The following is a 23,428-nucleotide window of genomic DNA, read 5'->3' as shown; positions in this document are numbered from 1 at the left end:
TAATTATGGCTAAATATATTGCTAAACGTTTGCTGGGACTATTGCCAGTCCTTTTCGGAATCACTCTGCTAGTATTTACTTTTTTGCATTTGATACCAGGAGACCCAGCTACAGTGCTTTTGGGAGAACGGGGAACTCCCGAACAGGTGGAAATTTTGAGAGCAAGGTTGGGTCTGAATCAGCCTTTGCCTTTGCAATATTTGGCTTTCTTATGGAGTTTGCTGCGCTTCGATTTGGGAAATAGCATTCTTAGCGGTATTCCGATAATTGATGAAATTAGAATGCGCTGGCCTGCTACTTTGGAACTGTCTGTGGTGGCGATGTTGGTAGCACTTTTTATCGGAATTCCGGCGGGTATTTTGGCTGCTGTTCAGAAAAATAGCTGGCTGGACAATCTAGCGATGAGCGGTTCGTTAATTGGCGTATCATTGCCGGTGTATTGGTTGGGATTGATGTTGATTTATTTGTTTGCTGTTTATTTGAAATGGCTGCCCCCTAGCGGGCGGATTAGTGTAGATTTGGGGTTTGGTTTTAAGTCGATTACGGGTATTTATGTTTTGGATTCTTTGCTGAGGTGGGATTTGGCGACTTTGCGGGATGCGATCGCCCATTTAATCCTGCCAGCTTTGACTTTAGGAACTATTCCTCTGGCGATTATAGCTCGCATCACTCGTTCTGCGATGCTGGAAGTGCTTTCTCAAGATTACATCCGCACTGCGAGGGCGAAGGGATTGCCGGAATATTGGGTGATTTTGAAACACGCTTTGAAAAATGCGTTTTTGCCGATCGTCACAACTATCGGTTTGCAGTTCGGCACTCTTTTAAGCGGCGCTATTTTGACTGAAACGATTTTCTCGTGGCCGGGAATTGGTTCTTGGATTTATAGCGGTATTCTGACGCGGGATTACCCAATTGTCCAAGGCGGAGTAATTTTTGTGGCTGTAACTTTTGTACTGATTAATCTGGCGGTTGATATTTCCTATGCTTTTTTCGATCCGAGAATTCAGTACCGTTAATCAAAAGGAAATTAGACACGAAATGCTTGTTTAACATCCGGTCGCAATAGGTAGTAAATGCTAGCCACTGCAAAACCCAGAGTTAAAAAATTGACTGCTGTACCCCCGCTGCCAAACATTTTGACAATTTGCGCGAGGATGGCGATGATATGGACAATTAACGTTCCCGTCCAAGCCCAATTTTTTAGTTGAAACAAACCCCAAGCTAAGAGTAAGGAGAGGAGGCCTAAAATAAAACTGAGCGCCGCAAAAATTGCAATGAAGCTGCCGATTACAGTGCCAACTTGCGCCCCGCCGACAGCCGCACCGAGACCGCCAAAAATGCCTGCAAAAAGTAAGATGAACAAGCCGTCAAGCAAACTGAAGATGCCGCTAATTAGCTGCAATATTGCCAAAACTGTAACGCTTTGAGGACGATTCATTGTTTGGATTTTCCATTTTTAACGAATTTGAAAAATATTTTAACCTGTTGTGGGCACAGGGCGGATATGTATTCAGGACTTACGCACCGCTACCCGTGAAACCTGGTTTATGAGAATAAATGTGTCCCTAGTGTGTCGCTGCGAGATTCGCCCTGGCAGATCCCGCTGCGATCGTTAACATGAGTCCGCAATAACCTAGTGACGATCGCCCGCTGTCACATCCGCCTTGGTTGCTGGTGAGAAGCGCACTCCTAGATCCCAAAAAGAATATTATCTGCTAAAATATATTTTTATTTGCCAGCAGCCGGCAGCGATTCAGTTTGGGCCCACCTCTTTGGGATGAAAAAACTTAACATTATTTAATAATTTGCAAAGATTAGCTATAATTGTTTACAGGTGCTGGTTGGGGAACTTTTTTAAATTCACCCGATCGGATGAGTCTGAAAGACGATGCCAAGCATCAGAAAAAATTCTACCTTTAAAGGTAATCCTGAGATTAAATTAGGTGAGTCGGTATGATCGTTAGCCCCAAAAAGGAAACTGCTCAGGTCAAGGTGGAAGATACTCAGACTGTAGACACCAAGGCCGCAGAGACCAAAATTGCAGATAAAAAAACCGCCCAAAAACAGTCTCCGAAGAAACCCGCGCGCAAACCGCAGCGGTGGGCGATTGGGTTGGTTGCAGCCGGGTTGCTAGCTGTACCGACCACAATATATGTAGCAAAAAGTCGATCGCAGCCGAAAGTAGATGCGATCGCCACGATGACAGTGCCGGTGGAAGCGCAAAACCTCACGGTGCGGATCACATCGAGCGGCACGGTGCAGCCCGTACAGCGCGTGAATCTCAGCCCCAAAGGCTCCGGCCGCATAGCAGAATTGTTTGTCGAACAGGGCGATAAAGTGGAAGCAGGACAGATTGTTGCCCGCATGGAAAGCCGCGACGTAGAAGCTCAACTAGCTCAAGCTAAAGCCCGCGAAGCCAGCGTGCGAGCTAAACTCGCCAAAATCGAAGCAGGAAATCGATCGGAAGATATTGCCAGTGCCCGAGCGCGCTTAGATCAAGCCGAGGCCAGTCTCGCGCAAGTCCAAGCCGGCAGCCGTATAGAAGAAGTGGCAGGAGCCAGAGCCCGCTTGCAGCAAACTCAAGCTGGCTTGCAGCGATTGCGAGCCGGCAGCCGCGTGGAAGAAGTCAGCCAAGGGCGAGCTCGTTTAGTCCAAGCTCAAGCTCGTTTAGCAGACGCTCAAACCGGCAGTGTCAAACAAGAAATTGCCCAAGCACAAACGCAAATTGAATCGAGTAAAGCCCAAGCTGAACTAACAGCTCAACGGGTGGAACGCAATCGACCGCTAGTGGAAGAAGGTGCTCTTGCTAAAGATAAACTAGATGAATTAATTAAAGAAAATCGTACAGCCCAAGCTAAATTAACAGAATCTCAAAGACGCCTGCAACAACTACAAGAAAATCGGCTGTCGCAAATTCAGCAACTGCAAGCTGCTGTGCAAGTCGAGCAGCAAGCATTGAATCAGTTACAAAACGGCACGCGATCGGAAGAAATTGCCCAAGCTGAAGCAGAAGTTGCCGAAGCCAAAAGCAAATTAGCGCAGCTAGAAAACGGCAACCGTCCAGAAGAAATCGCCAAAGCCGAAGCAGCAGTTGCTGAAGCCAAAAGCCAATTGGCGGCACAAGAAAACGGTTCTCGCCCTGAAGAAATAGCTCAAGCTCAAGCTGAATTAGAGGAAGCTCAAGCTCAAGTCCGCTTTCAAGAAGTGCAGTTAGAAGATACGAAAGTTCGCGCTCCTTTTGCTGGAGTTATTACCCAAAGATACGCCATTCAAGGAGCTTTTGTAACTCCCGCAACTTCGGCATCGGAAGCAACTTCGGCAACTTCGACATCGATTGTCGCTTTAGCTAGAGATGTGGAAGTTTTAGCGAAAGTTCCAGAGGCAGATATCAGTCAAATTAAACCGGGGCAAGAAGTTGAAATAGTCGCCGATGCTTATCCAGATAAAGTGTTTAAAGGCCAGGTTAAATTAATTGCGCCGGAAGCAGTTAAAGAACGGGATGTGACGCTATTTCAAGTGCGAGTTGCGATCGCCACGGGCAAGGATTTCTTGCAATCGGGGATGAATGTAGATTTGAGATTTGTCGGTCAAAAGCTGAGCAATGCTTTGGTTGTGCCGACAGTGGCAATTGTGACTAATAAAGGTCAAACAGGTGTGCTGGTTCCTGATGAGAAACAACAGCCGAAGTTTAAGCCTGTTACGGTTGGCTCGACTATTGGCAACAAGATTCAGATTTTAGAGGGTGCCGCATCGGGCGATCGCGTTTTTACCGAACTTCCTCCAGGTAAAAAACTGGAGGATATTATCAAGAATCAGAAATAGGGCATAGGGCATAGGGCATGGGGCATTATTTATCTCGATCGCTCTAGGGTGTTTTCTAACCTGGAGATCCCCCTAACCCCCCTTAATAAGGGGGGGACAAGAGCAGTCAAAGTCCCTCTTAATAAGGGGGATAAGAGTATTCAAAGTCCCTCTTAACAAGGGGGGGACAAGAGTATTCAAAGTCAACCCCTACTCCCCTTATTAAGGGGGATTTAGGGGGATCGAGACTAAAATACAAGCGAGATTTATTATGGGTTTAAATATTAAGTTGACACCAATAATCCCAATTCCCTAATCTAAAATCTAAAATCCAAAATCTAAAATCGAATTATGGATATTGTTGAAAGCGTCAAAATGGCCGTCACAACCTTGATGGCAAACAAGCTTCGCAGCACCTTGACGATGTTAGGAATTATCATAGGCAATGCTTCGGTAATTTCTATGATCGGGATCGGGGAAGGAGCTCAAACATTTATCGAAGGACAAGTTAACTCTCTGGGTTCAAACTTGCTATTTATTATTCCCGGAAGTCCTGAAGCCCAAAGCCGCCCGGTGATTCCGCCCCAGACTTTAGTAGTGGAAGATGCAGAGGCGATCGCATCTCAAGTTGCTTCTGTCCAAGAAGTCGCACCAACTCTCAATGACAGTCAACTTGTTACCTACCGCAACAAAAATGTCTCATCTTCCATTGTCGGAACTACCCCAGAATTTCTGACAGTCAGAAGCTTTGATGTTGGTCAAGGTCGATTTTTAAACAAATTAGATTTAGAAAGACAAGAAAATGTGGTTGCTTTAGGATCGGAAGCAGCAGAACAATTATTTGGCAATACACAACCAGTTGGTCAATACATTCGCATCAAAAACTCGACCTTTCAAGTGATTGGAGTCATGCAGGCGAAAGGCTCAAGTTTTGGCGACAATCAAGATATGAATGTTTATTTGCCGCTGACAACAATGGCAAATCGAATTGTTGGTCGCTCGTCTCCCTACGGCACAAAAGTAACATTTATTTCGGTGGCTATCAAAGATGAAACTATGATGCAAGCTGCCCAATTTCAAATAGAAAATTTGCTCAGATTGCGTCATAAAATTACTAAAGAGGATGATTTTACTGTTCGCAACCAGAAAGATTTAATGAATACTTTGGGCAGTATTACTGGTGCTTTGACGTTGATGTTGGCTTTCGTGGCGGCAATTTCGCTGTTTGTGGGCGGCATCGGGATTATGAATATCATGCTGGTTTCTGTTACCGAACGCACGAAGGAAATTGGTTTGAGAAAGGCGATCGGAGCTTCTCAGCAAGATATCCTGATTCAGTTTATGATCGAGTCTGTGATTTTGTCAGCAGCAGGCGGGGCGATCGGTACTGGATTTGGTATCGGAGGCGTGCTTTTAGTCGCTGCTTTTACTCCTCTGCAAGCTAGCGTTTCCCCAGTGGCGATCGCACTTGCAGTCGGTGTTTCCGGCAGTATCGGCTTATTTTTCGGCATCGTACCTGCGAAACAAGCTGCTAAATTAGACCCGATTGTGGCATTGAGAAGTGCTTAATTAGTTTGTTGACCGTGGACGGTTGACTGTTGACTGTAGTAATTAGTTATTAAGGGTGTAATTTTCGCTGTGCGTTGCAATCCCAATCCTGTGGGATTGTGACGCACAGCAAACAATGACATAGGGCTTTCTTTATTCTTTATTCTTTCTTCCTTTTTAACAAATTATGAATTTTATTGAAAGCGTCAAAATGGCAGGTCAAACACTGCTAGCCAACAAAACTCGCAGCAGTTTAACAATGATCGGGATGATTGTCGGAAATGCCTCAGTAATTGCGATGATTGGAGTGGGAGAAGGAGCTCAAAAATTTGTAGCAGGACAAGTTCAATCCCTGGGTACAAACGTATTAATCGTGAGGCCGGGAGTACCGAACGCTAGGCGAAGTACAATCTCAAGTGCGCCTCAAACTCTCGTACTGCCAGATGCAAAGGCGATCGCAACTCAAGTCCCGTCGGTTCAAGGGGTGTCAGCAGAACTTAACAGTTCCGAAATAGTTCGCTACAGCAACAAAAATGTTTCTGCTCTAATTTTTGGCACAATTCCAGAATTTCTAGAAGTCAGAAGCTTTGAAATGGCAAAAGGGCGGTTTTTGACCGAACTAGATGTTAAGCAAAGTAACCAAGTTGTAGTTCTCGGTTCAGAATTAGCGGAGAAACTTTTTGGCAATACAAATCCCTTGGGCGAACAGGTGCGTATCCAAAATGTCAGCCTCAAAGTAATTGGAGTATTGGCGCCCAAAGGCACATCTTTTGGTACGAATTTTGACAATTCCGCCGCTGTGCCGATCGCCACAATGGCCAATCGCATTGTCGGGCGCAAATCTCCCTACGGTTTGGCTGTCACGTCGATATTTATTTCTATTAAAGATGAATCGCAAATGGATGCGGCTCAATTTCAGGTGGAAAACCTGCTGAGACTGCGGCACAAAATTACTACCGAAGATGATTTTAGTGTCAGAAATCAGAAAGATTTAATGGCAAGAATGGGGGCCATTTCCGGCGCTCTAACTATTATGTTAACTGCCGTTGCCAGCATTTCCCTATTAGTCGGCGGCATTGGCATTATGAACATTATGCTGGTGTCCGTTAGCGAACGCACTCAGGAAATTGGACTCAGAAAGGCGATCGGCGCATCCCAACAAGATATCTTGTTTCAATTTATTGTAGAAGCTGTAATTTTGTCGGCTGCTGGAGGGATAGTCGGTACTTGCGTAGGTGTCGGTGGTATCTTACTTGTAGGTAATTTCACGCCCTTGCAAGCTGGTATTTCGCCCGTGGCGATCGCCCTTGCTGTCAGTGTATCCGGTGCAGTTGGCCTCTTCTTCGGCGTTGTCCCCGCCCGCCAAGCCGCCAAACTAGACCCGATCGCAGCTTTGAGAAGTGCTTAATCAATATATACTTACTCAGTTACACAATCCGCAGCTTTTATGCGGGTAAAAATTATATTGCTCTCAATATTAAAACAAACAGCTTTTTTGTAAAACTTTAACAAAGTTGCAGTATATGAAGTCCTTTTAATGGCTGTATTTTTACGCACATTCAGAGCAGAAAACTTCATAAAAAGCCGATTAAATATTAAAGATTCAATAAAGCTGGTTTGTGATGTTTACATCCCCGCCAGAAAGTTTAATAATATTAAACTAGGGGTAAACACACTTAAGCATCTATCGAGTTTACGAAACCTTTGCACCTTAATCAAAATATCCAATAAATAAACATGGCATCCCTGACCCCTAGTTCTAACTTTGACTATCTCGAAGGAACCACCCAACCAGACAGATTTAACGCCTTGGATGGCAACGACATCATTTATGCCAACAGCGGAGACGACTATCTCGAAGGCGGTGCAGGGAAAGACAAAATCTGCGGCGACCAAGGCAACGATACGATTTTAGGCGGAGACGACGACGATATCCTCTGGGGTGGCAAAGGCAGCGACCTAATTGGTGGCGATTCCGGCAACGACATCATCTACGCGGGCGCAGGTAGCGATACCATCAGCGGCGGCACAGGCGATGATATATTTGCCATTGCTAAAGACAGCGGCGGCCCAACTGTAGCCACAGCAGACTACATCGCCGACTTCGGCAACGGCAATGACAAAATTCGATTGCTAGACGGCCTCACCTTTGAAGATTTAAACATCCAGCAAGGCACCGGTGCCAACAGCAACAGCACCGTAATTCAAGACAAACTCACGGGCGAGTATTTAGTAGTCTTGCAAGGAGTTAACAGCAACACAATCAACCGCGACCAATTCACAAATCAGCTATCAGGAAACCCTGTCATTGAGTGGAACGGAGTCATGCTGAATGCAGTGCGGACAGCCAGCACCCCGCCTCCCCTCGCCTCCCGCAACATGGCAATGGTTCACGCAGCCATTTACGATGCTGTTAACTCCATCAGCAAAAAATACACCCCTTACCTCGTGGAAATAGACCCACCCGCAGGTACATCAGCAGAAGCAGCCACCGCCGCGGCCGCCCACCGCGTCTTAGTCAACCTCTACCCAGCACAAGCAGCCACATTCAACGAAGCATACGCATCGTCTCTAGCTAAAATTACCGACGGCAAAGCCAAACAAGACGGGATTGCCCTCGGACAGCAAGTTGCCGACCAAATTATCAGTTCGCGGAGTACAGACGGCATCACGAAAGTAGTGCAGTACACCCCCTCAACCGACCCCGGCAGTTGGGTGCCGACTCCCCCCGCCCTTGCGGCCCCGCTAGCGCCACAGTGGGCAGAAGTTACTCCCTTTGCGATGACTAGCGGTTCCCAGTTCCGCCCGCCCGGCCCCCCCGCCCTCGACAGCGCCAAGTACGCAGAGGAATTGAACTACGTCAAAGAAATCGGCAAAAGTGACAGCCTCACGCGCACCCCAGACCAAACAGCGATCGCCAAATTCTGGGCCAACGGCGCTGGGACGTTTACGCCTCCGGGCCACTGGAACCAAATCGCCGAAGAAACAGCGACTCTCACGGGTCAATCCTTAGAAGATAGCGCCCGCTTGTTCGCCCTGCTAAATTTTGCCCTCGCCGATGCAGCTATTAGCTGCTGGGATGCCAAGTACCAGTACAATTTATGGCGGCCGGTGACAGCTATCCACCAAGCTGACACAGACAACAATCCCGAAACGACAGCCGACCCTCTGTGGACTCCGCTGATAACTACTCCGCCGTTCCCTGAGTACACGTCGGGCCACAGCACCTTTAGCGGTGCGGCAGATCCTGTTATGAGTTCTGTATTTGGTTCGGATTACGGCTTTGCCGATCGGGGAGACAGGACTGTCAACACTTTGCGAACCTATCAAAACTTCAGCGAAGCGGCCGACGAATCGGGCATGAGTCGCATTTACGGAGGCATTCATTTCATGAGTGCTAACGTAGATGGTTTGAGTGCGGGTAGAAATGTGGGGAACTTGGTTGTCCAGAATTTCTTAAAAGCCTAGGAAAGTTGGGGCGGGTTTACGAGATTATTGGTTTGAGCTTACATCTTTCACCATTTTCAAGAACGGGCACTCCGGCCCGTTCCACAAAACTCAATTTTATTGTGGAATGGGCCGGAGTGCCCGTTCCTAATTATTCGAGCAGTTCTACAGTGCCGAGATACCCGTCTACTCGGACTTTTTGACCGTCTCGCAAGCGAGTTGTAGCTTCAGAAATATTCATAACTGCAGGAATTTTGTACTCGCGAGCGATAATTGCTCCGTGAGATAGTTGGCCACCAACTTCGGCGATAATTGCTGTTGCTCCTAATAGCAGCGGTGCCCAACCTGCATCGGTGTAAGGAACTACGGCGATCGCATTTTCTCCTAAATCTGTGCTCGCGGTGCGGCAAATCTTGACAAAGCCTTCGACACGGCCGATACTTGCGGGAATTCCCTGCATAATATTAGTTGCGGATGTGGCAAGTTCGATCGCCGTTGTCTGAGAATTTGGCAGCAAATTGCCGTAGACGACAGGGGGAATGGGACGATCGCGATCGGCTACCAGGCGATCGCGCCTTTCCCTAATTGTATCCTTAAACGAAACACTCGCACCGCTGCGAATCCACTGCTGAATTTCCCCAAATTCCAGATAAAAAATATCCCCGCTTTCCTGAAACACCTGCATTGCTAATCCGCAACCTTCAATTTCCAAAAAAGTCCAGCGCAGGTGAGCCAATAACCGCGCGTAAATTTCGCTAATTTCGTTTTTGACGATCGCTCTTTCCTGACATTTATCGAGTCGCCACTTCTGCCCAAAAGTCAAGCCTAATTTCCGCTTTTCGACTAAATTAGTTTCGGCTTTTTGAGCCATGCTTATTAGCAACTTTTGATAAATTTCCGGTTGTTCTTGCCAAGTAGGAACAGCGATATCCGTTCCCACTTCGCTCAAATATCCGTAAATATCAAGCCACTTTTTAAATTCGGCTTGTAAAGCCGGACTTTCGGCAAATATCTGTGCTAAATGTGCGACTGAAACAGTTTCGTCAGACTGCGAAACAGCAGCTTGCCGCAATTTCTGAGCCAACTGCTGCAAAGCTCGCACAGAAGCAATTTCAGGAGCGCTGTCATTGTCCAGCCAGCCATCATCAACGCGAAAAATTGCCTTGCGAATAGCCAGCCCAATCGGCCCTAATATATTGTAGTAAGTAATCGGTTTCAGCCACTCCTGAATTTGCTCCGCTCTTTCCAATAATTTCATTAAATATTGATAATCTGGCATTGAGCATTGGGCATTGGGCATTAATATTTCTTCTTCCTTCTTCCCTCTTCCTTCTTCCTTCTTCCCTCTTCCTTCTTCCTTCTCCAGACTTTGCAGTGCCGGGAGGAAAATAGAAGTACGATCGCCCTTAAATTCTGCATTCAGCGCCCTCTCTCGCTGCACCAGACGCCACAAACCAGGCAAAGAAGGCAAAATCTTCCCCAAAGGCGGCTTGCCCATTTTTTGCCCTCTCAGCAAAAATTCCAAACCCTGCTCTGGCAATCCCATCATCCGAAAGATTTCGCCCAACAAAGTCGCATTAAAATAGGCGTGAGAACCCAGTAAAGTTGCCGTTTCATTAAATTTTAAGCCACTGGCGCGATCGCCCAAAACCACCTTAAAAATCTCTCCCCAAACCCCGCAAGTCAGCGGTCGATTAATCGACCAAGTTAGCGGGCGAATTGCACCGGGAATCACTTCTGCTGCAATAGTTCGCGTCCAGAATGGCTGCAAATTAGTAATGGGGCGACTTTGCAAAATCCAAACTTTTACCCCGTCCCAACTCCACTCAATATCCTGCGGAATGCCGTGAAAAAATGCTTCAATTGCTTGCGCTTGTTTTACCAATTCTGTTAAAAGTGATTGAGCAATAATTGAAGTATTTTTTATTTCAGTTAATTTTTTTTCTAAGGATTCAGGTGTACTAAAATCAATTTCTAAATGAACCGGAGTAGATTGTCCGCCGACAACAGCTTCGGCTCCTCCCGGTAAAGCTTCTATAATTACCTGGGAACCACCATCTAAAGGATTGCGACTGAACATGACTCCCGCCAATTCGCTGTCAATATAAGGCTGAATTAATACAGCCATTTGAGTATCGGGCAATTGTCGCTGTCGGCGGTAAGCAACGGCTTCGGAAGTCCAATAAGACTGGCGACAGCGCTTAATTGCATCGAGCAATTCTGCTTCAGTGAAAACAGGGCCAATACTTTGATATTGTCCGGCGGCAGAACTAATATCGCCATCTTCTCCCGCCGCAGAAGAGCGCACAATCTTTCGATTTTGGATTTTGGATTTTAGATTTTGGATTACAGAATTACTGATTAACAGTCGGTCGGCATTTTCCTCATTCCTTCTTCCCTCTTCCTTCTTCCCTCTTCCTTCTTCCTTCGATGGCAATATAAAACCAGCAGGTACGTTAAAACCTGCGCGTTTCAGTTGAGACAATTTAGCCGCTTTATCGCCGCAGAGTGCAGCATCTAACGAGTCATCAAGAGAAAACAATTGTTCTGATTTAGATAAAGCCATATCATCACCCTGACTGAAATTAATTGCTGCTAACAACAAAGCTAATCCTGCTGCTGCTAAAAATTCGGGCATTGATTGTCGCCACACCCAAACCCAAATTGGCGTGCACAGACACCCGCAACGGGAAGCAAATAGTCTCGCCCGATCGCCCTCACCCCACCACCGCTGTGCCAAACCCCACACCAGCAGCCCCCAAATGCCCGATGAAACAGCCATCGGCGGCGAAAATACCAAAAGACCCCAAACAGCGTTTGTCACCCCTCCACCTCTGGCGATCGCATATCTGCCCGCAACTAGAGGAATTAACAGGGCGATCGCGATCGCAGGTGCATCCGGGAAGCAAAATCGCCCCGCCAAAACCGGCACAATACCCCTGGCAATTTCCGCCAACACCGCAGCAATTCCCGCTAATTTCCCCCCGTGAATGAAAGCTGCCGACACGCCAACATTCCCCGTGCCCAGCGCCCTCAAATCTCGGCGGCTAAACACTCGCACCGCCCATCCCGTTAGCGGTAAAGCACCCAGGCTGAAACTAGCAGCCAACAGCAATGCTATTGTCGGCAACGGCATAAAATCAGCTCTCCTATTTTCAAGCTCTAAACATTATGACGGCAATTCTGTCACTTTTTCTGTCTTCCGATATATCAACCAAACTGCATTAGCACTTAAGATAATGTAAAAGTAGAGTAGATAAGGATTTAGCCTAATGATAGATATCAGCTTGACCACTCCCATAGCAGTTGTTGTTGCACCCATCAGGCGAGTAATGATAGAGCTGCTGATGCAGCAGCCAGTGCCGGAATCAAGTGTCAGCTTGACGACTCCAATAGCAGTTCTTGTTGCTGGCTTTATTGCTGCCACTACGATCGGCTCGATCGCCTGGTATAACTCCAAGCGTCCCCCCGGTTGGGAATCCAAAGAACGCCCTGATTTTGTACCTAAAGTTGATAAAGACGATTTGATTGCTGATGTTTCTGACTCCAAAGGTAAATAAAACAAAGTTTCTGTAGAGGAATAAAAGCAGGACTTGTGCATTAATGAGAAAACTCGGTCATTGCGAGTTTGTCATTGCCAGCCGGAGCGCGGCAATTTCAAGGGTTCACTTTTTCATTTTTGGCGCAAGTCCTATAAATTTCAAATCCCCAATCTAAAATCTAGAATATGGGTAAGGTGCGCCATCAGCAACCTACAGATACATGACTAAGGCTAAAAAGTAGTTTGAGACGAGGTATATAGGGTAAGGTGCGGCATCAGCACATAGCCCAGTAGGAGTGTGACCAACGAGGTTACTAACTTTGGGCTTTTTGATTCTAAACCCAAGCTTCCCAAGCAATTTTTCTTGATTGAAGTCTCAAAAATCGGACTGTGAAATATTGGTTTTCTGCTTTTTATATGGTTCAGATTTAACACGCCAGATAGGTCTAGCCATCAGCACCCTTGATCTACGGGGCTTACGAAAAAAGTAATTTTACATGAGTAATATATAGTAAGGTGTGTCCAGCGCACCTGCAGATTCTGCGTTCAAGACAGATATAGAATTTCTGCCTAAGTCTTGTGAATATAGTGTAGGGACTATTCAGAAAAAGCCCCTACAAATTGGCTAGACCGCGCCAGTTCTGCTTGCTTATTTTTGCAGCGGATTGAGCTTCGTAACCGAACTTTCCTTGGCATCTTCAGCGCTATCTTGGAGGAAACCAGAAGCATCCTTAAAGGCGGCGCCTACTCTCTCTAAAATATTGGCATCGGGATCACTGCGATCGAATACGGGTTGAGCCTTAGCCGGCTGTCCGTCTGACGCTTCTAAAAGAGTTTTATCTCCGCCGAGTTCCGGGTCGAACTTGTCAGTTTCCATCGGTGCAGAACCCGGATAAAGCAGCTTTGAGGAATTAGATTCAGCGGTAGTCGCAGCCAGGAGATGATCGCCCACGATTGACAAATCAGCCCGATTCTTTTCTGCTTTAGCAGGCGATTGATTGACTTTAGGGTCAGTAGACATTTGATAATTCGTGTATCCATCACCACCGGCCTTGTGGGGGTTATTCATTCCTCCCATTTGAACGGGAGGATTCTCAGGCCGAGCACCTCGAACATCGCCCGCATTGCAAGCGGTGCTGGTAAACAGCAGCAAACCTGCCATCAATACAGTCAAAAATTGACCGATACGCAGTCTTTTAAAAAAAGAAGTTACAGTGTTCACAAAAGGTTTCCAATTTTTTACTACTTGTCATAGAGTAAAAATAAACTCTCTCTGCCTGCCTCTAACGGCGGTGATACTTTGCCACCGATTGCTAGCAATTTTTTTATAACTTTAGAGGGATTTAAAAAGTGCGATCGCCTTGGAGAAATTATTTTCGGTATGACTAACGCACGGGTATCTAGAAACCAGGTAAAAAACCGGGTTTCTAGAATAAGTTCGGTTGAGACACTCGTACCCGACGGACAAGCAAAGGGCAGAGGTAGTTTCAAAGCATCGTCTTCGGATGCGTCAGTTCCAATAATTGCTTGATGTCAAAATCTTTTGTGTTTTTGACCCCGCCCAACAACGGATACTTGCGAACGACTGTTGTAGTGGAAAGAGTAAAATTTTAGACTCTTGTTCAAACCCCCAGATTCATCTGTGGAGTAAATCTAACATCTAAAATCCATTGACACACCCTACAAGCTACTAATTTGGAAATTGTTCGACTTTCGCTTCAGCTTGCAAAGTCAGCACACCAGCTTCCACATTTAGCTGCTGAATTCGCAGGGACATTCCCTCAATTTCAAAATTTCGCAAGTTTAAAACTTCACCAGCTTTGTCCGCCAAAGCTGCTGTTAACTCAGGCGAAAATTCCTTGTTTTCGGGATACTCGACATCCTCAAGAGAAATTGCCCAACCGCCATCTGCGATCTGAGGTTGTGCTGTAAAATAAATTTTTTCAGTTGAGGCAGTTTCCCGCACCAATACCTCAGCATTTAAAGCGATTTTTCCGGCTAGCAATTGGCACTCAATAGTTTTAACGTCTATTGTCCGCAGTTGTCCGTCAACAGTAACTTTTAAGTTGTTCAGTTTGCGACTGATGTATTCGGAATTAAAAGCGCGGTTGATATCGCTTTCGGTTAAAACTGCGCGCGCCCCACCGAAGGCAGGCCCGTTCAGTTCAATTTTGCCAAACATAGCGCTCAGGGGATTGACAGCAATATCCTTGACGTGAATTTGCAATTCTTCTACGCGCAAGTCTTGTTGCATTACCAATCCTTTGCCCTCAACGGCAACAGCCTCTACTGCTCCCTGGGCTAGCTGCCCAGGATCGGTGTTGACTGTGACAGACAAACTTTCCGATTCGTCTAATTTACTAGCAATAGCAATCTCGGCAACTTTGTCGATCGCCTGTTCCCCTAAACTTCTATTTTGTTGAAGCACGCTCAGAATTCCTAATAATATTGTTGTAAGAAATAGTAGTTAATACCTAAGTCATTTACCGTCTTCCTCTCGGCAGGTTTCTCTTCTGAAAAAAACTCAGCCAAAGACAGAGGGTTTCCAGAAAATTGCTAAAATTAATCAGGTACTCTTCGGCGCAGTCTACATTGACTCGGTTGCGAAGCGGTGAAAACTCAAAAACTCGGATTTTTGCCAAAAGTCTTTTCTAGAAGTTCGATCGCCCGCTACAATAAATAAAAGCCGGCACAGCCTTTTGTAATGAATCCAGAATCAACTCTCGCCAGACTACAAGCTACACTTCCCGACGGAAAACTGCCTTCTAGCTACGGGGTATACTTCAAAAACACCCTAGTAGCTCTGTGTCACGCCCTAGAAGACCACATTTTGCAAACCAGTGGCGGGGACAAGAGCGAACTCCAACCCTTAGTTTTGGTAACGTTTCAGCAGGGTAAATGGTATTTACAGGAAGCCGATCGCTACCTCGATATTGCTAATGCCTCTCGCCGCGTTGTCATCGGTGCAGTAGCCGACAGCGGTTTCGCTACCCACAAAACCGGGCAATTAGAAAATGTATCTTTAATAAATCTCGATGAAAACGACCCCATCATCGAAGAATGGAATTTAATCATCCTCGCCCCGACATACAAAGCAATGGTGCTTTGCCGCGAACTTTCAGCCCAGGAATACTTGCCCCAGGGCAAGCCAGAAGTAGATACAGAACGAAAGTTCTACGGTTTGTGGTCGTTTGACCAGTCTTTGGTGTCGGCTGCTGCAGAAATTTTTATAGAACAAACGCGACATTATAACTCCCCCTTAGCCGACAGTTTGCTGGAAATGTACCACGAAATTCTGGCTACCATTGGCCCGCCCTTGGCAGACATTAGCGGCGTGGTATCGCGGATAGTCACTTACCTGCAAAGTTCTCAGCAGCAAATGGTGGCAATTAACCGCCAAACCCGCGAGTTGTGGGAATTGGAAGGTCAAGCTTTGCGTATCAGCCGCAATTTGAACGCAAACAAACTTCAAGCTTTTCTGCGGATGGCACAGCGCGTGGACGAACGCGATACCTCAAATCCTACAGCGTCATTGCAGGTGGCGGCTTTGTCGGAAACTTTGGGTCAACTGCTGGATTTGCCGGCTTTGCAGTTGCGGAGGCTGCGGCTGGCTGGATTGCTGTTTCGAGTCGGCTTAGTTTCTGCCCCGAATGAGGTGTTCGATCGCACTCCCGATGCTTTTGACCAAGCAACTTTATCCTTTTGGCGCGATCGCAGTTTCATCGGTTCCCAACTGCTGCAAGCAATGCCGGAGTTAGCACCTGTTGCGGAAATTGTCAAGTATAAACTCGAATATTGGGACGGCAGCGGCAGGCCAGAGGGTTTGCGAGCCGAAGCGATACCCGTTGCTTCGCGGATTTTGGGGTTGGTCGCTTATTTTCAAGAATTGACTCAACCGCGTGGCGATCGTGCGGCTTTGAGTTTGAGCGAAGCTTTGGAACAGTGCCGCGAACAGTCCGGCATTCGCTTCGATCCGGCTTTGGTGGAAACTCTGGGCAACGTCGTCAGACTGGCAGAAATGGGTTTGATGGAGTTACCGACTCGCCCGAGCCAACTGCCGAATGTATGGTTGGAGGATTTGGGCGATCGCACGACCGCAGCCGCTCCGGCATTATAAAATAACTGGATGGGTAAGGGGCGATCGGTAATGGGTAATTGGGCATGGGGCATTTAAAACTCGGCACACAATCCTTTCCAACACTACAAAAAATCAGCCTTTGCTTCCTAAGCGCACCCTACTTCTGAGAGTTGCAGCCGCAGCAGTAGGGTGCGAAAAATGACTAATGACCAATGACTGATGACTAATGACTAAAAACTAATGACTAATGACCTCGAAGCCATACGCAAAGGCAAAATTTTGATGTTAGCCGGCACTGATTTAGCCGGCACAGACTTATCGGGAGCCGCTCTCGCCGGTGCCGACTTGTCTCAAGCCAACTTGAGTGGAGCTAATCTCGCCGGCGCTAACTTGCAACGGGCCCTATTGCGAGCCAACCTCCGTGGCGCTGACTTGAGCGGCGCTGACTTGCGAGGCGCAGATTTTCGGAATGCCGATTTGCGGGGAGCTTCTTTCGCTAACGCTTTAGTCCGCGATGCAAGTTTTGGGGGTGCTTTTTTGACCGGGGCTGCGATCGGCAATTTGGATTTGAGCGGTGTCGATTTTCGCGGCGCCGATTTGCGGGGCGCTAATGCGGCTCGGGCAATTTTGCACTCCGCCGATTTGAGCAATGCCAATTTGTCCGGCGCTGATTTGTCGGGAGCTGACTTGGAAGAAGCGATCTTGAATGGAGCCGTACTGCGTGGCGCTAACCTGACGGGGGCTAATTTGCTTTGTGCCATGATCGAACAAACCGTTTGGGATGGAGCGTTGCTCGATCGGGCTTGTCTCCAAGGCACCCCCCTGAGCAATTAAAAAATCAAAAATGTGATTTTCCATGCACACCAACTAAACAATCCGTGCTTATGATGTGAATAAGCACAAGCTATTTTAACATTTCTTAATAGGAGGTTATAATGGCGACTGTAAATGAGCAAACGAATAAATGGTAGCAGCTTTGTTTAGCGGTACATCCTTTCAAGGTCAAAGTGGCGATCGCCTTGTTAGTAAAGTAGCAGGAGCTGCGATCGCAGCCTTATTCAAGCGTTCTGAAAAGGCAGAAGCCAATATCCGAGTCGAACCTGTGGCCAAACTCTTGCAGGGAAGCATCGACGGTTTCGACTTCGTTGGCAAAGGTATGTTGATGTACAACGGCCTGCGTATAGAAGTGATGGAACTCTATCTGCAAGCACTCTCCATTGATTTTGGGGCGATTTTTGCAGGTCAAGTAAAATTGCGGCAGCCTACCCAGGCAAATATGCGAGTAGTCTTAACTCGATCGGATTTAACCACCTCATTCAATACACCTTTTGTAGTTGAAAAACTCCAGAAGCTGAAGTACCAAGAGCAATCTCTGCACTTTCAAAACACTGAAGTCAGCTTCGGAGCCGACAAATCAATTCGCCTTCAGTCCGAGATTACCGTAGGCGAGGCCAGCGAACCCGTCAACATAGATATTACAGCTCAGTTGCAAGTAGAAGACCGACGCAAAATCCAATTTGTCAGCGTTACTTACGGCGGTGACGGGCAAGCAGTAGACTTGGGTCAAGCTATAATTGCCCACGTAAATAACTTGCTCGACTTAGACAAATTTGCCTTAGAGGGCACTCAACTGCGAGTAGACCGCTGCCGAGTTCAGAACGACGAGCTGGTTTTTTACGGTTGGGCTGGTATCGAACAGTTTCCCAAAGGCAAGCGCTAAACCTCAGCAGGTTGAGGTTTGCCCAGCCATCTTGTTGGGAAAAAGAGCATTTTTCATTTAGCAAACAACCCGCACCGGCGGGTTTTGCTTTAGATTTTAGATGGGAGGAAAATCTAAGCTCTAAAATCTAACATCTCTGTTCCATCGACTCAAAATCAGCACTGAGGTTGATTCCAGGGGGCAAATTATTTTGATAGATTGAAATAATAAATTAAATCACCCCTGAAGAATAAAGATGCTCGGATTTTATTTATTTTGTATCTACGTCGCAGTCTTGTCCGTGCTTGCGGGGCCCAGCCACCGCAGCCCCCAGAAATGGTGGGTAGAAATTGTCACCGATTTGCCCCACTGTACCTACTATTTTGGCCCCTTTGACACCGACAAAGAAGCTTCCAGCAATACTCCAGGGTACATAGAAGACTTGGAAAGCGAGGGAGCCAAAAGGCTTAGCATCCGCATCAAACGGTGTCAACCTTCGGATCTCACCATTTGTGATGAATTCTCAGAAGGTGTGGCTGCTTAATAATTTTGATATTCTTGGTCGCAGAAACCGCGTTTGTTGACGAAAATACTCCGTCTATCGCGAGGGGTATCGGTTAAACAACCCGGTTTCTGGGCGTCTAGAGTGCGTAAGTTCTGTTTTAGTTTTTCATTAACTGAAGCCTCAACAATAATATTAAGCATCCTCTTGTCCTAGTCCTTACCCTGCGGACTTTATATTTGTAGTGGTGGCTTAAAAGTCGGCTTCTTCTCCACCAAAATGCAGATTTTAGCTAGCATTAACTGCCAAAAATAATCGGGGCTAAATCAGCACTGAGGACGAGCCGATAGATCCCGTTGCGTTGATAAATTGAGAGGGAACAGAAAAAACTACTTAAATCTTCCCAGAGGTAAATATGTTTGAAATCTCTATGTTGGGTATGTTTTTCACTGCCTTTTGGGTGCTAGCTCAACCTGCTAGCAGCACTCGACGTGGCGAATGGTGGGTAGAAGTTGATACTGATTCGCCCAAGCGTACCTATTACTTTGGCCCCTATGACAGCAGACAGGAAGCTTCTAACAGCTCGAACAGTTACATCCGAGACCTGGAGAACAAAGGAGCTAAAAAAATTAGCATCAACATCAAACAAGGTAGCCAACCTACTCAGCTAAGAGCTAGCGAAGAGTCTTGATAACGTTGGAAACTGCCAATTACGGGCGAATATAAAGTTGACTTGTTAACAGGGTTTTTTTCAAATGAGATCGCGCTTGCATACAGTAGGGACACAACAATGCTGTGTCCCTAGGAAATATTTAAGAAACGGTATTATTTGCGTCTGAGAAATGCAAGTTTTTTCAAAGTAGCGCTTGGTTTAAATTGCTCCGGGGATTAAAAGTGCGATTTGCTTTGATTTTTTCATAGCATTCGCGTTCTACAGTGCTAATTTCTTTCGGTGGCACGATCGCAATTTTTACCAACAAATCAGTCCGCTCGTCTTTCTTGGGTTTTGGCCATCCTTTGCCCCGCAAGCGTAAAGACTGACCCGATCGCATCCCCGCCGGAAATTTTACAGTTATCATACCTTCAGGCGCCGGCACTTCAATTGAAGCTCCCAACACCGCTTCGTCGGGAGTTATCGGCACTTCGCAGACCAAATTCTCTCCCTCAAACTGAAAGAAAGGGTGAGGCAAAACTTCTAATTTTAGGTACAAATCTCCCTGCTGCTTCGTGTACGGGTCAACTTGACCTTTGCCTTTTACCCGAATTTTGCTGCCGGTTTTCACTCCCGCAGGAATCGAAACTTCGCCCGTGGCGACTCGCTTGGAAGTGCCCCGAAATGCTTCCCCCAGAGTTAGGGAAATTGCCACCTCGCTGTCGAGAGAGCTTCCTGCGGTGCGATTTTCGTACCCCGCGAAATCTTCAAATCCGCCAAAACCGGTGGGCCCGCCGGTGCGGTAGTTGCTGTAATTCCACTTGGCGTTGCGGCCACTACCCGCACTGCTACCTGCGCGGCCTAGCAAGGCATTGATAAATTCGTCAAAACTGCCGTACTCGCTGAAGTCAACCCCGCCAAAGTCTACATTTGTACTGCCCCCGCCTGGCCATCCGCCTGGAGTTGTGGCAGCTTGCTTCCAGTATTGACCGTATTGATCGTATTTTTTGCGTTTTTCTGGGTCTGATAGCACTTCGTAAGCTTCGTTTACTTCTTTAAAACGAGCTTCGGCTTCTTTGTTCCCGGGGTTCATATCCGGGTGATATTTCCGGGCTAGTTTGCGGAAAGTTTTTTTAATTTCGTCAGAGCTAGCAGTTTTGTTGAGTCCCAAAATAGCGTAATAGTCTTTAAAATCTGTTGCAGCCATTAAGCAATCCCCTCTTTATTAGTTGTTATTTGTTAGTTGTTAGTTGTTAGAAAGAATAAATCCCAAATTAGCCGCAGGATGGCGCATTAGTATAATGCCAGGAGCCGAAGTGCCTGCGGCATCTCATTCAAATTATAGGTTATCAAAGGTTTGGACTCGATCGAGTTCGGTTGCTTCTTGCTGGACGATCGCAATTTCCGCACTCCGCTGCTGTTTGATATTTTATAGCATTCGGCTCTCTCGTGCTGAAGGGAGCCGAAGCAGCAGCCTCTAGAAAAGCTTTTGGCCTTCGACAACACAAACCATAGTTTTCATCAATTAAGAACGTCCTTACCATCTGGGCCGTTGCTATACCTGTGAGCTTTGAGACGGTGAAACTCCTGCGCCGCAAACTCTTGGGGAGTTATGCGGCTTGGGGCTTTCGGAAGGCAGCAGCCCGGTTGAGGTGAGGCGGGGAAAGTTGCTGCTGTTGCTGGCGCGAGCCCAGGAGGGTTGACTGGCGCGGACGAGCGATCTTTTTTTGGTCTTTTTTTCCGGGGCGCGGTGCGATGGCTACGCCCCGGCTTACGCCTACGAACTTCTCGATATGAGCTTTATCACCCAATCCAAATCTTAGCAGGTTTTCATCAGCAAGTTCTGCCAAATCTGGTGTCTGAATTGTGACTATATAATACCCTAAATTGCGCCGTTTTTACACAAATTTTCTAGAGATTTTTTATTCACGCCACACCCGTGCTAGAGAATTTTATTTTTACAACCTCTGAATAAATTTAATTCAAAGTAATATAACATAATTTCTCCGCTGTCTGTTAGCTACATCACACACTTTTATAAAACATTAAGATAGGATAGTAGAACGATAAGCTTTTAACGCTACGAGGGTGCTAACATTATGAATTATTTGCTAAGTTGGCCTTGCGGCTGCTGCGACGATTGGAAAGATAGTTCCGAGAGTTCTGTGTTACTCAGAAACGGGCAGCGCATTTGTCAGTCGTGCTACCAGCGCAAATACAAGAATCAGAAGCTATTCGCCAAACGCAGGCGAGCGGACATATCGGTATCACGGCAGACAGTAACAGAGACTGTCACTTATTAATAATGCGCGAGCCTTTGAATTAAGCCAAGTATTTCAACAACCTCGCATCAGCAGTTAGGATTAATAATCAACAAAAAAATAAATTTTGTCATCAGTCATCAGTCATCGGCCATTGGTGATCTGTCACTAATTTAATTATTTATCATCAGTCACTTGCTGAGAGGTAACAGATTTTAACTTAAAAAACTAATGACTGACGACTAATGACTAATGACTAATAACTAAATGATAGTTCCATCAGGAATCGTGGCATTTTTCAGGACTACGATAATGCCGCTGCGGATGTAAAAACCTTGGTTTTCGCGGTTTGCTTCTTCCACTCGGTCTTTATTAATTATTTGAACATTGCGGCCGATGCGGGCATTTTTATCCACAATCGCGCGGCGAATTGTAGTATCTCCACCGATACCGAGGGCGACGCCGCCGGTGCCCAAACTCGAATGCCTTTCGGCGTCGGGTTCGTAGAAGTCCGCACCCATGACTAGGGTGTCTTGAATCGTACATCCAGCTTCAATGCGCGATCGAACTCCCAGCACAGAATGGTCGATCCGGCACTGTTTGAGAATGCAGCCTTCCGCAATAATCGATTCAGTGACGTGAGTATCTAAAAGCTTAGTCGGCGGCAAGAAACGCGGGCGAGTGTAAATCGGCGCATTTTCATCATAGAAACTGAAAGGCGGCTGAGGCTGTTTTGTTAGAGCCATGTTAGCATCGTAAAAAGCCTCAATGGTTCCGATATCTTCCCAGTAATCGTCAAACAAATAAGCTTGAACATTGTGGTCTTTTGCAGAATTCGGAATAATCTCTTTACCAAAATCAGTTTGGTTTGGAGATTCTTTCAGCAGTTTAATCAGAACTTCTTTTTTGAAGACGTAAATCCCCATCGAAGCAATGTAAGGACTTTCCTGAGCCTGCTGCGCTGTCAGTCCCAGTGTAGTAGTATCCACCTGCATTTGTTTGAGCGCCTCGCCTTTTGGCTTTTCGCTGAAAGAAACAATGCGGCCCTTGTCGTCGATTTTCATCAAACCAAAATCCGAGGCCCGCTTCTCGTCCATTGGCAAAACCGAGAGGGTGATATCGGCTTTAGTTTCGCGATGTCTGTGCACAAACTTCTGGTAGTCCATGCGGTACAGGTGGTCGCCAGAGAGAATCAAGTATTCATCCACGTCCCACTGTTCTAGCAGCGAGAGATATTGGCGAACTGCGTCCGCTGTCCCTTGAAACCAGTTGGGGTTTTCCTGAGTTTGCTGGGCGGCGAGCACCTCGACAAATCCCTCCGTGAAGCCGGAAAACTGGTAGGTGCGAGAGATGTGACGGTTGAGGGATGCCGAGTTGAATTGGGTGAGGACGTAGATTTTGACTATTTCGGAGTTTATGCAGTTGCTGACAGGAATATCGATGAGGCGATATTTGCCTGCGAGGGGAACTGCGGGTTTGGCTCGCAGTTTGGTTAGGGGGTAAAGGCGGGTGCCTACACCGCCACCGAGGATGATGGCTAAAACTTTTTTCAAGGAACTTTCTCCCTAGGGTCGATTAACTCTCCAAGTACAGTGTCGGATGGTGAGGGCTTCTTGACAAGGGGGGAGAGCAAGGAAGTTTTGAGTTTTCACTTATGAGCGAGTCACTTACGCAGAAACCGGGTTGTTTAATCCAAATACTTCTTCACACCCTCAATAAGAGTTAAAAAACCCGGTTTATGAGAGTTGGAGTGCGTCCGGGACTGGAATTATGAGTTTGGAGTTGTGAGTTAAAATACCCCTCAATAAATAAGGGCAGTTTAAGGAAAGAATAAGGGTGGGGATTTTGGCTGTTAATAACAAGTTTTTTAGGTTAATTGCCCGTTTTGGCAATTTCTCG

General features: G+C 46.7%; 19 protein-coding genes. 11 read left to right on the top strand and 8 right to left on the bottom strand.

Features of this window, described 5'->3' with window-relative positions; genetic code table 11:
- Positions 1-5: 5 nt before the first annotated feature.
- A complete protein-coding gene (locus QUA70_RS16195) occupies positions 6-1,016 on the top strand; it encodes an ABC transporter permease (RefSeq protein ID WP_333348370.1) in 1,011 nt (336 codons plus the stop codon).
- A gap of 11 nt (positions 1,017-1,027) precedes the next feature.
- Here QUA70_RS16195 and QUA70_RS16190 read toward each other — a convergent pair whose 3' ends face one another.
- Entirely contained in the window at positions 1,028-1,438 is a 411-nt protein-coding gene (locus QUA70_RS16190) for a hypothetical protein (protein ID WP_333332766.1), read from the bottom strand.
- Between the two features lie 515 nt (positions 1,439-1,953).
- Here QUA70_RS16190 and QUA70_RS16185 point away from each other — a divergent pair.
- The gene (locus tag QUA70_RS16185) at positions 1,954-3,822 is read left to right on the top strand and encodes an efflux RND transporter periplasmic adaptor subunit (RefSeq protein WP_333348373.1); all 1,869 of its coding nucleotides are present in this window, start codon (positions 1,954-1,956) and stop codon (positions 3,820-3,822) included.
- A gap of 330 nt (positions 3,823-4,152) precedes the next feature.
- A complete protein-coding gene (locus tag QUA70_RS16180) occupies positions 4,153-5,370 on the top strand; it encodes an ABC transporter permease (protein ID WP_333332762.1) in 1,218 nt (405 codons plus the stop codon).
- Here the strand turns inward: QUA70_RS16180 and QUA70_RS16175 are convergent.
- Positions 5,367-5,492, bottom strand: coding sequence for a hypothetical protein (locus QUA70_RS16175; RefSeq protein WP_333332759.1), 126 nt, complete (start codon positions 5,490-5,492; stop codon positions 5,367-5,369). The genes QUA70_RS16180 and QUA70_RS16175 overlap by 4 nt on opposite strands.
- Before the next feature lie 44 nt (positions 5,493-5,536).
- On the opposite strand from QUA70_RS16175, the gene QUA70_RS16170 reads away from it, so the two are divergent.
- Entirely contained in the window at positions 5,537-6,757 is a 1,221-nt protein-coding gene (locus tag QUA70_RS16170; protein WP_333332756.1) for an ABC transporter permease, read from the top strand.
- Positions 6,758-7,086: 329 nt separating this feature from the next.
- Positions 7,087-8,817 carry a chemotaxis protein CheB gene (locus QUA70_RS16165; RefSeq protein ID WP_333332753.1) on the top strand — a complete coding sequence of 577 codons (1,731 nt, stop codon included), beginning with the start codon at positions 7,087-7,089 and terminating at the stop codon, positions 8,815-8,817.
- A 130-nt stretch (positions 8,818-8,947) separates the two neighbouring features.
- On the opposite strand, the gene QUA70_RS16160 is transcribed toward QUA70_RS16165, so the two are convergent.
- The gene (locus QUA70_RS16160; protein WP_333348376.1) at positions 8,948-11,932 is read right to left on the bottom strand and encodes a glycerol-3-phosphate acyltransferase; all 2,985 of its coding nucleotides are present in this window, start codon (positions 11,930-11,932) and stop codon (positions 8,948-8,950) included.
- Between the two features lie 211 nt (positions 11,933-12,143).
- On the opposite strand from QUA70_RS16160, the gene psb35 reads away from it, so the two are divergent.
- Positions 12,144-12,356, top strand: coding sequence for a photosystem II assembly protein Psb35 (psb35, locus tag QUA70_RS16155; protein ID WP_333332833.1), 213 nt, complete (start codon positions 12,144-12,146; stop codon positions 12,354-12,356).
- 630 nt (positions 12,357-12,986) lie between these two features.
- On the opposite strand, the gene QUA70_RS16150 is transcribed toward psb35, so the two are convergent.
- Positions 12,987-13,559, bottom strand: a complete 573-nt coding sequence (locus QUA70_RS16150; RefSeq protein ID WP_333332747.1) for a DUF6658 family protein — start codon at positions 13,557-13,559, stop codon at positions 12,987-12,989.
- Positions 13,560-14,027: 468 nt separating this feature from the next.
- Positions 14,028-14,765, bottom strand: a complete 738-nt coding sequence (locus tag QUA70_RS16145) for a DUF2993 domain-containing protein (RefSeq protein WP_333332744.1) — start codon at positions 14,763-14,765, stop codon at positions 14,028-14,030.
- A 276-nt stretch (positions 14,766-15,041) separates the two neighbouring features.
- On the opposite strand from QUA70_RS16145, the gene QUA70_RS16140 reads away from it, so the two are divergent.
- From QUA70_RS16140 to QUA70_RS16120, 5 genes are all read left to right on the top strand, one after another.
- A complete protein-coding gene (locus QUA70_RS16140; RefSeq protein ID WP_333332741.1) occupies positions 15,042-16,454 on the top strand; it encodes an HD domain-containing phosphohydrolase in 1,413 nt (470 codons plus the stop codon).
- A gap of 201 nt (positions 16,455-16,655) precedes the next feature.
- Complete coding sequence (locus tag QUA70_RS16135; protein WP_333348379.1) at positions 16,656-17,249, top strand: pentapeptide repeat-containing protein; 594 nt, start codon at positions 16,656-16,658, stop codon at positions 17,247-17,249.
- Positions 17,250-17,379: 130 nt separating this feature from the next.
- Positions 17,380-18,135, top strand: coding sequence for a DUF2993 domain-containing protein (locus QUA70_RS16130; RefSeq protein WP_333348382.1), 756 nt, complete (start codon positions 17,380-17,382; stop codon positions 18,133-18,135).
- Positions 18,136-18,370: 235 nt separating this feature from the next.
- Positions 18,371-18,658, top strand: a complete 288-nt coding sequence (locus QUA70_RS16125) for a DUF1816 domain-containing protein (RefSeq protein WP_333348385.1) — start codon at positions 18,371-18,373, stop codon at positions 18,656-18,658.
- Positions 18,659-19,031: 373 nt separating this feature from the next.
- Positions 19,032-19,307, top strand: a complete 276-nt coding sequence (locus tag QUA70_RS16120) for a DUF1816 domain-containing protein (RefSeq protein ID WP_333332730.1) — start codon at positions 19,032-19,034, stop codon at positions 19,305-19,307.
- Positions 19,308-19,470: 163 nt separating this feature from the next.
- On the opposite strand, the gene QUA70_RS16115 is transcribed toward QUA70_RS16120, so the two are convergent.
- The 3 genes from QUA70_RS16115 to QUA70_RS16105 all read right to left on the bottom strand — a co-directional run bounded on the left by QUA70_RS16115 (position 19,471) and on the right by QUA70_RS16105 (position 23,082).
- Positions 19,471-20,475 carry a J domain-containing protein gene (locus QUA70_RS16115; RefSeq protein WP_333332728.1) on the bottom strand — a complete coding sequence of 335 codons (1,005 nt, stop codon included), beginning with the start codon at positions 20,473-20,475 and terminating at the stop codon, positions 19,471-19,473.
- Positions 20,476-20,878: 403 nt separating this feature from the next.
- Positions 20,879-21,118: a hypothetical protein gene (locus QUA70_RS16110; RefSeq protein WP_333332725.1), complete on the bottom strand. Its 240-nt coding sequence runs from the start codon at positions 21,116-21,118 to the stop codon at positions 20,879-20,881.
- 674 nt (positions 21,119-21,792) lie between these two features.
- Positions 21,793-23,082: a glucose-1-phosphate adenylyltransferase gene (locus QUA70_RS16105; RefSeq protein ID WP_333332722.1), complete on the bottom strand. Its 1,290-nt coding sequence runs from the start codon at positions 23,080-23,082 to the stop codon at positions 21,793-21,795.
- Positions 23,083-23,428 lie beyond the last annotated feature (346 nt).

Source organism: Microcoleus sp. LAD1_D5, assembly GCF_036702115.1.
Lineage (GTDB): Bacteria > Cyanobacteriota > Cyanobacteriia > Cyanobacteriales > Microcoleaceae > Microcoleus.
This window is presented reverse-complemented; position numbering and strand designations above follow the sequence as displayed.

Bases quoted from the DNA above. Each gene is read 5' to 3' on its own strand.
- QUA70_RS16195 (WP_333348370.1), top strand. From the start codon at position 6: ATGGCTAAATATATTGCTAAACGTTTGCTGGGACTATTGCCAGTCCTT.
- QUA70_RS16190 (WP_333332766.1), bottom strand. From the start codon at position 1,438: ATGAATCGTCCTCAAAGCGTTACAGTTTTGGCAATATTGCAGCTAATT.
- QUA70_RS16185 (WP_333348373.1), top strand. From the start codon at position 1,954: ATGATCGTTAGCCCCAAAAAGGAAACTGCTCAGGTCAAGGTGGAAGAT.
- QUA70_RS16180 (WP_333332762.1), top strand. From the start codon at position 4,153: ATGGATATTGTTGAAAGCGTCAAAATGGCCGTCACAACCTTGATGGCA.
- QUA70_RS16175 (WP_333332759.1), bottom strand. From the start codon at position 5,492: ATGTCATTGTTTGCTGTGCGTCACAATCCCACAGGATTGGGATTGCAA.
- QUA70_RS16170 (WP_333332756.1), top strand. From the start codon at position 5,537: ATGAATTTTATTGAAAGCGTCAAAATGGCAGGTCAAACACTGCTAGCC.
- QUA70_RS16165 (WP_333332753.1), top strand. From the start codon at position 7,087: ATGGCATCCCTGACCCCTAGTTCTAACTTTGACTATCTCGAAGGAACC.
- QUA70_RS16160 (WP_333348376.1), bottom strand. From the start codon at position 11,932: ATGCCGTTGCCGACAATAGCATTGCTGTTGGCTGCTAGTTTCAGCCTG.
- psb35 (WP_333332833.1), top strand. From the start codon at position 12,144: ATGCAGCAGCCAGTGCCGGAATCAAGTGTCAGCTTGACGACTCCAATA.
- QUA70_RS16140 (WP_333332741.1), top strand. From the start codon at position 15,042: ATGAATCCAGAATCAACTCTCGCCAGACTACAAGCTACACTTCCCGAC.
- QUA70_RS16135 (WP_333348379.1), top strand. From the start codon at position 16,656: ATGACTAATGACCTCGAAGCCATACGCAAAGGCAAAATTTTGATGTTA.
- QUA70_RS16130 (WP_333348382.1), top strand. From the start codon at position 17,380: ATGGTAGCAGCTTTGTTTAGCGGTACATCCTTTCAAGGTCAAAGTGGC.
- QUA70_RS16125 (WP_333348385.1), top strand. From the start codon at position 18,371: ATGCTCGGATTTTATTTATTTTGTATCTACGTCGCAGTCTTGTCCGTG.
- QUA70_RS16120 (WP_333332730.1), top strand. From the start codon at position 19,032: ATGTTTGAAATCTCTATGTTGGGTATGTTTTTCACTGCCTTTTGGGTG.
- QUA70_RS16115 (WP_333332728.1), bottom strand. From the start codon at position 20,475: ATGGCTGCAACAGATTTTAAAGACTATTACGCTATTTTGGGACTCAAC.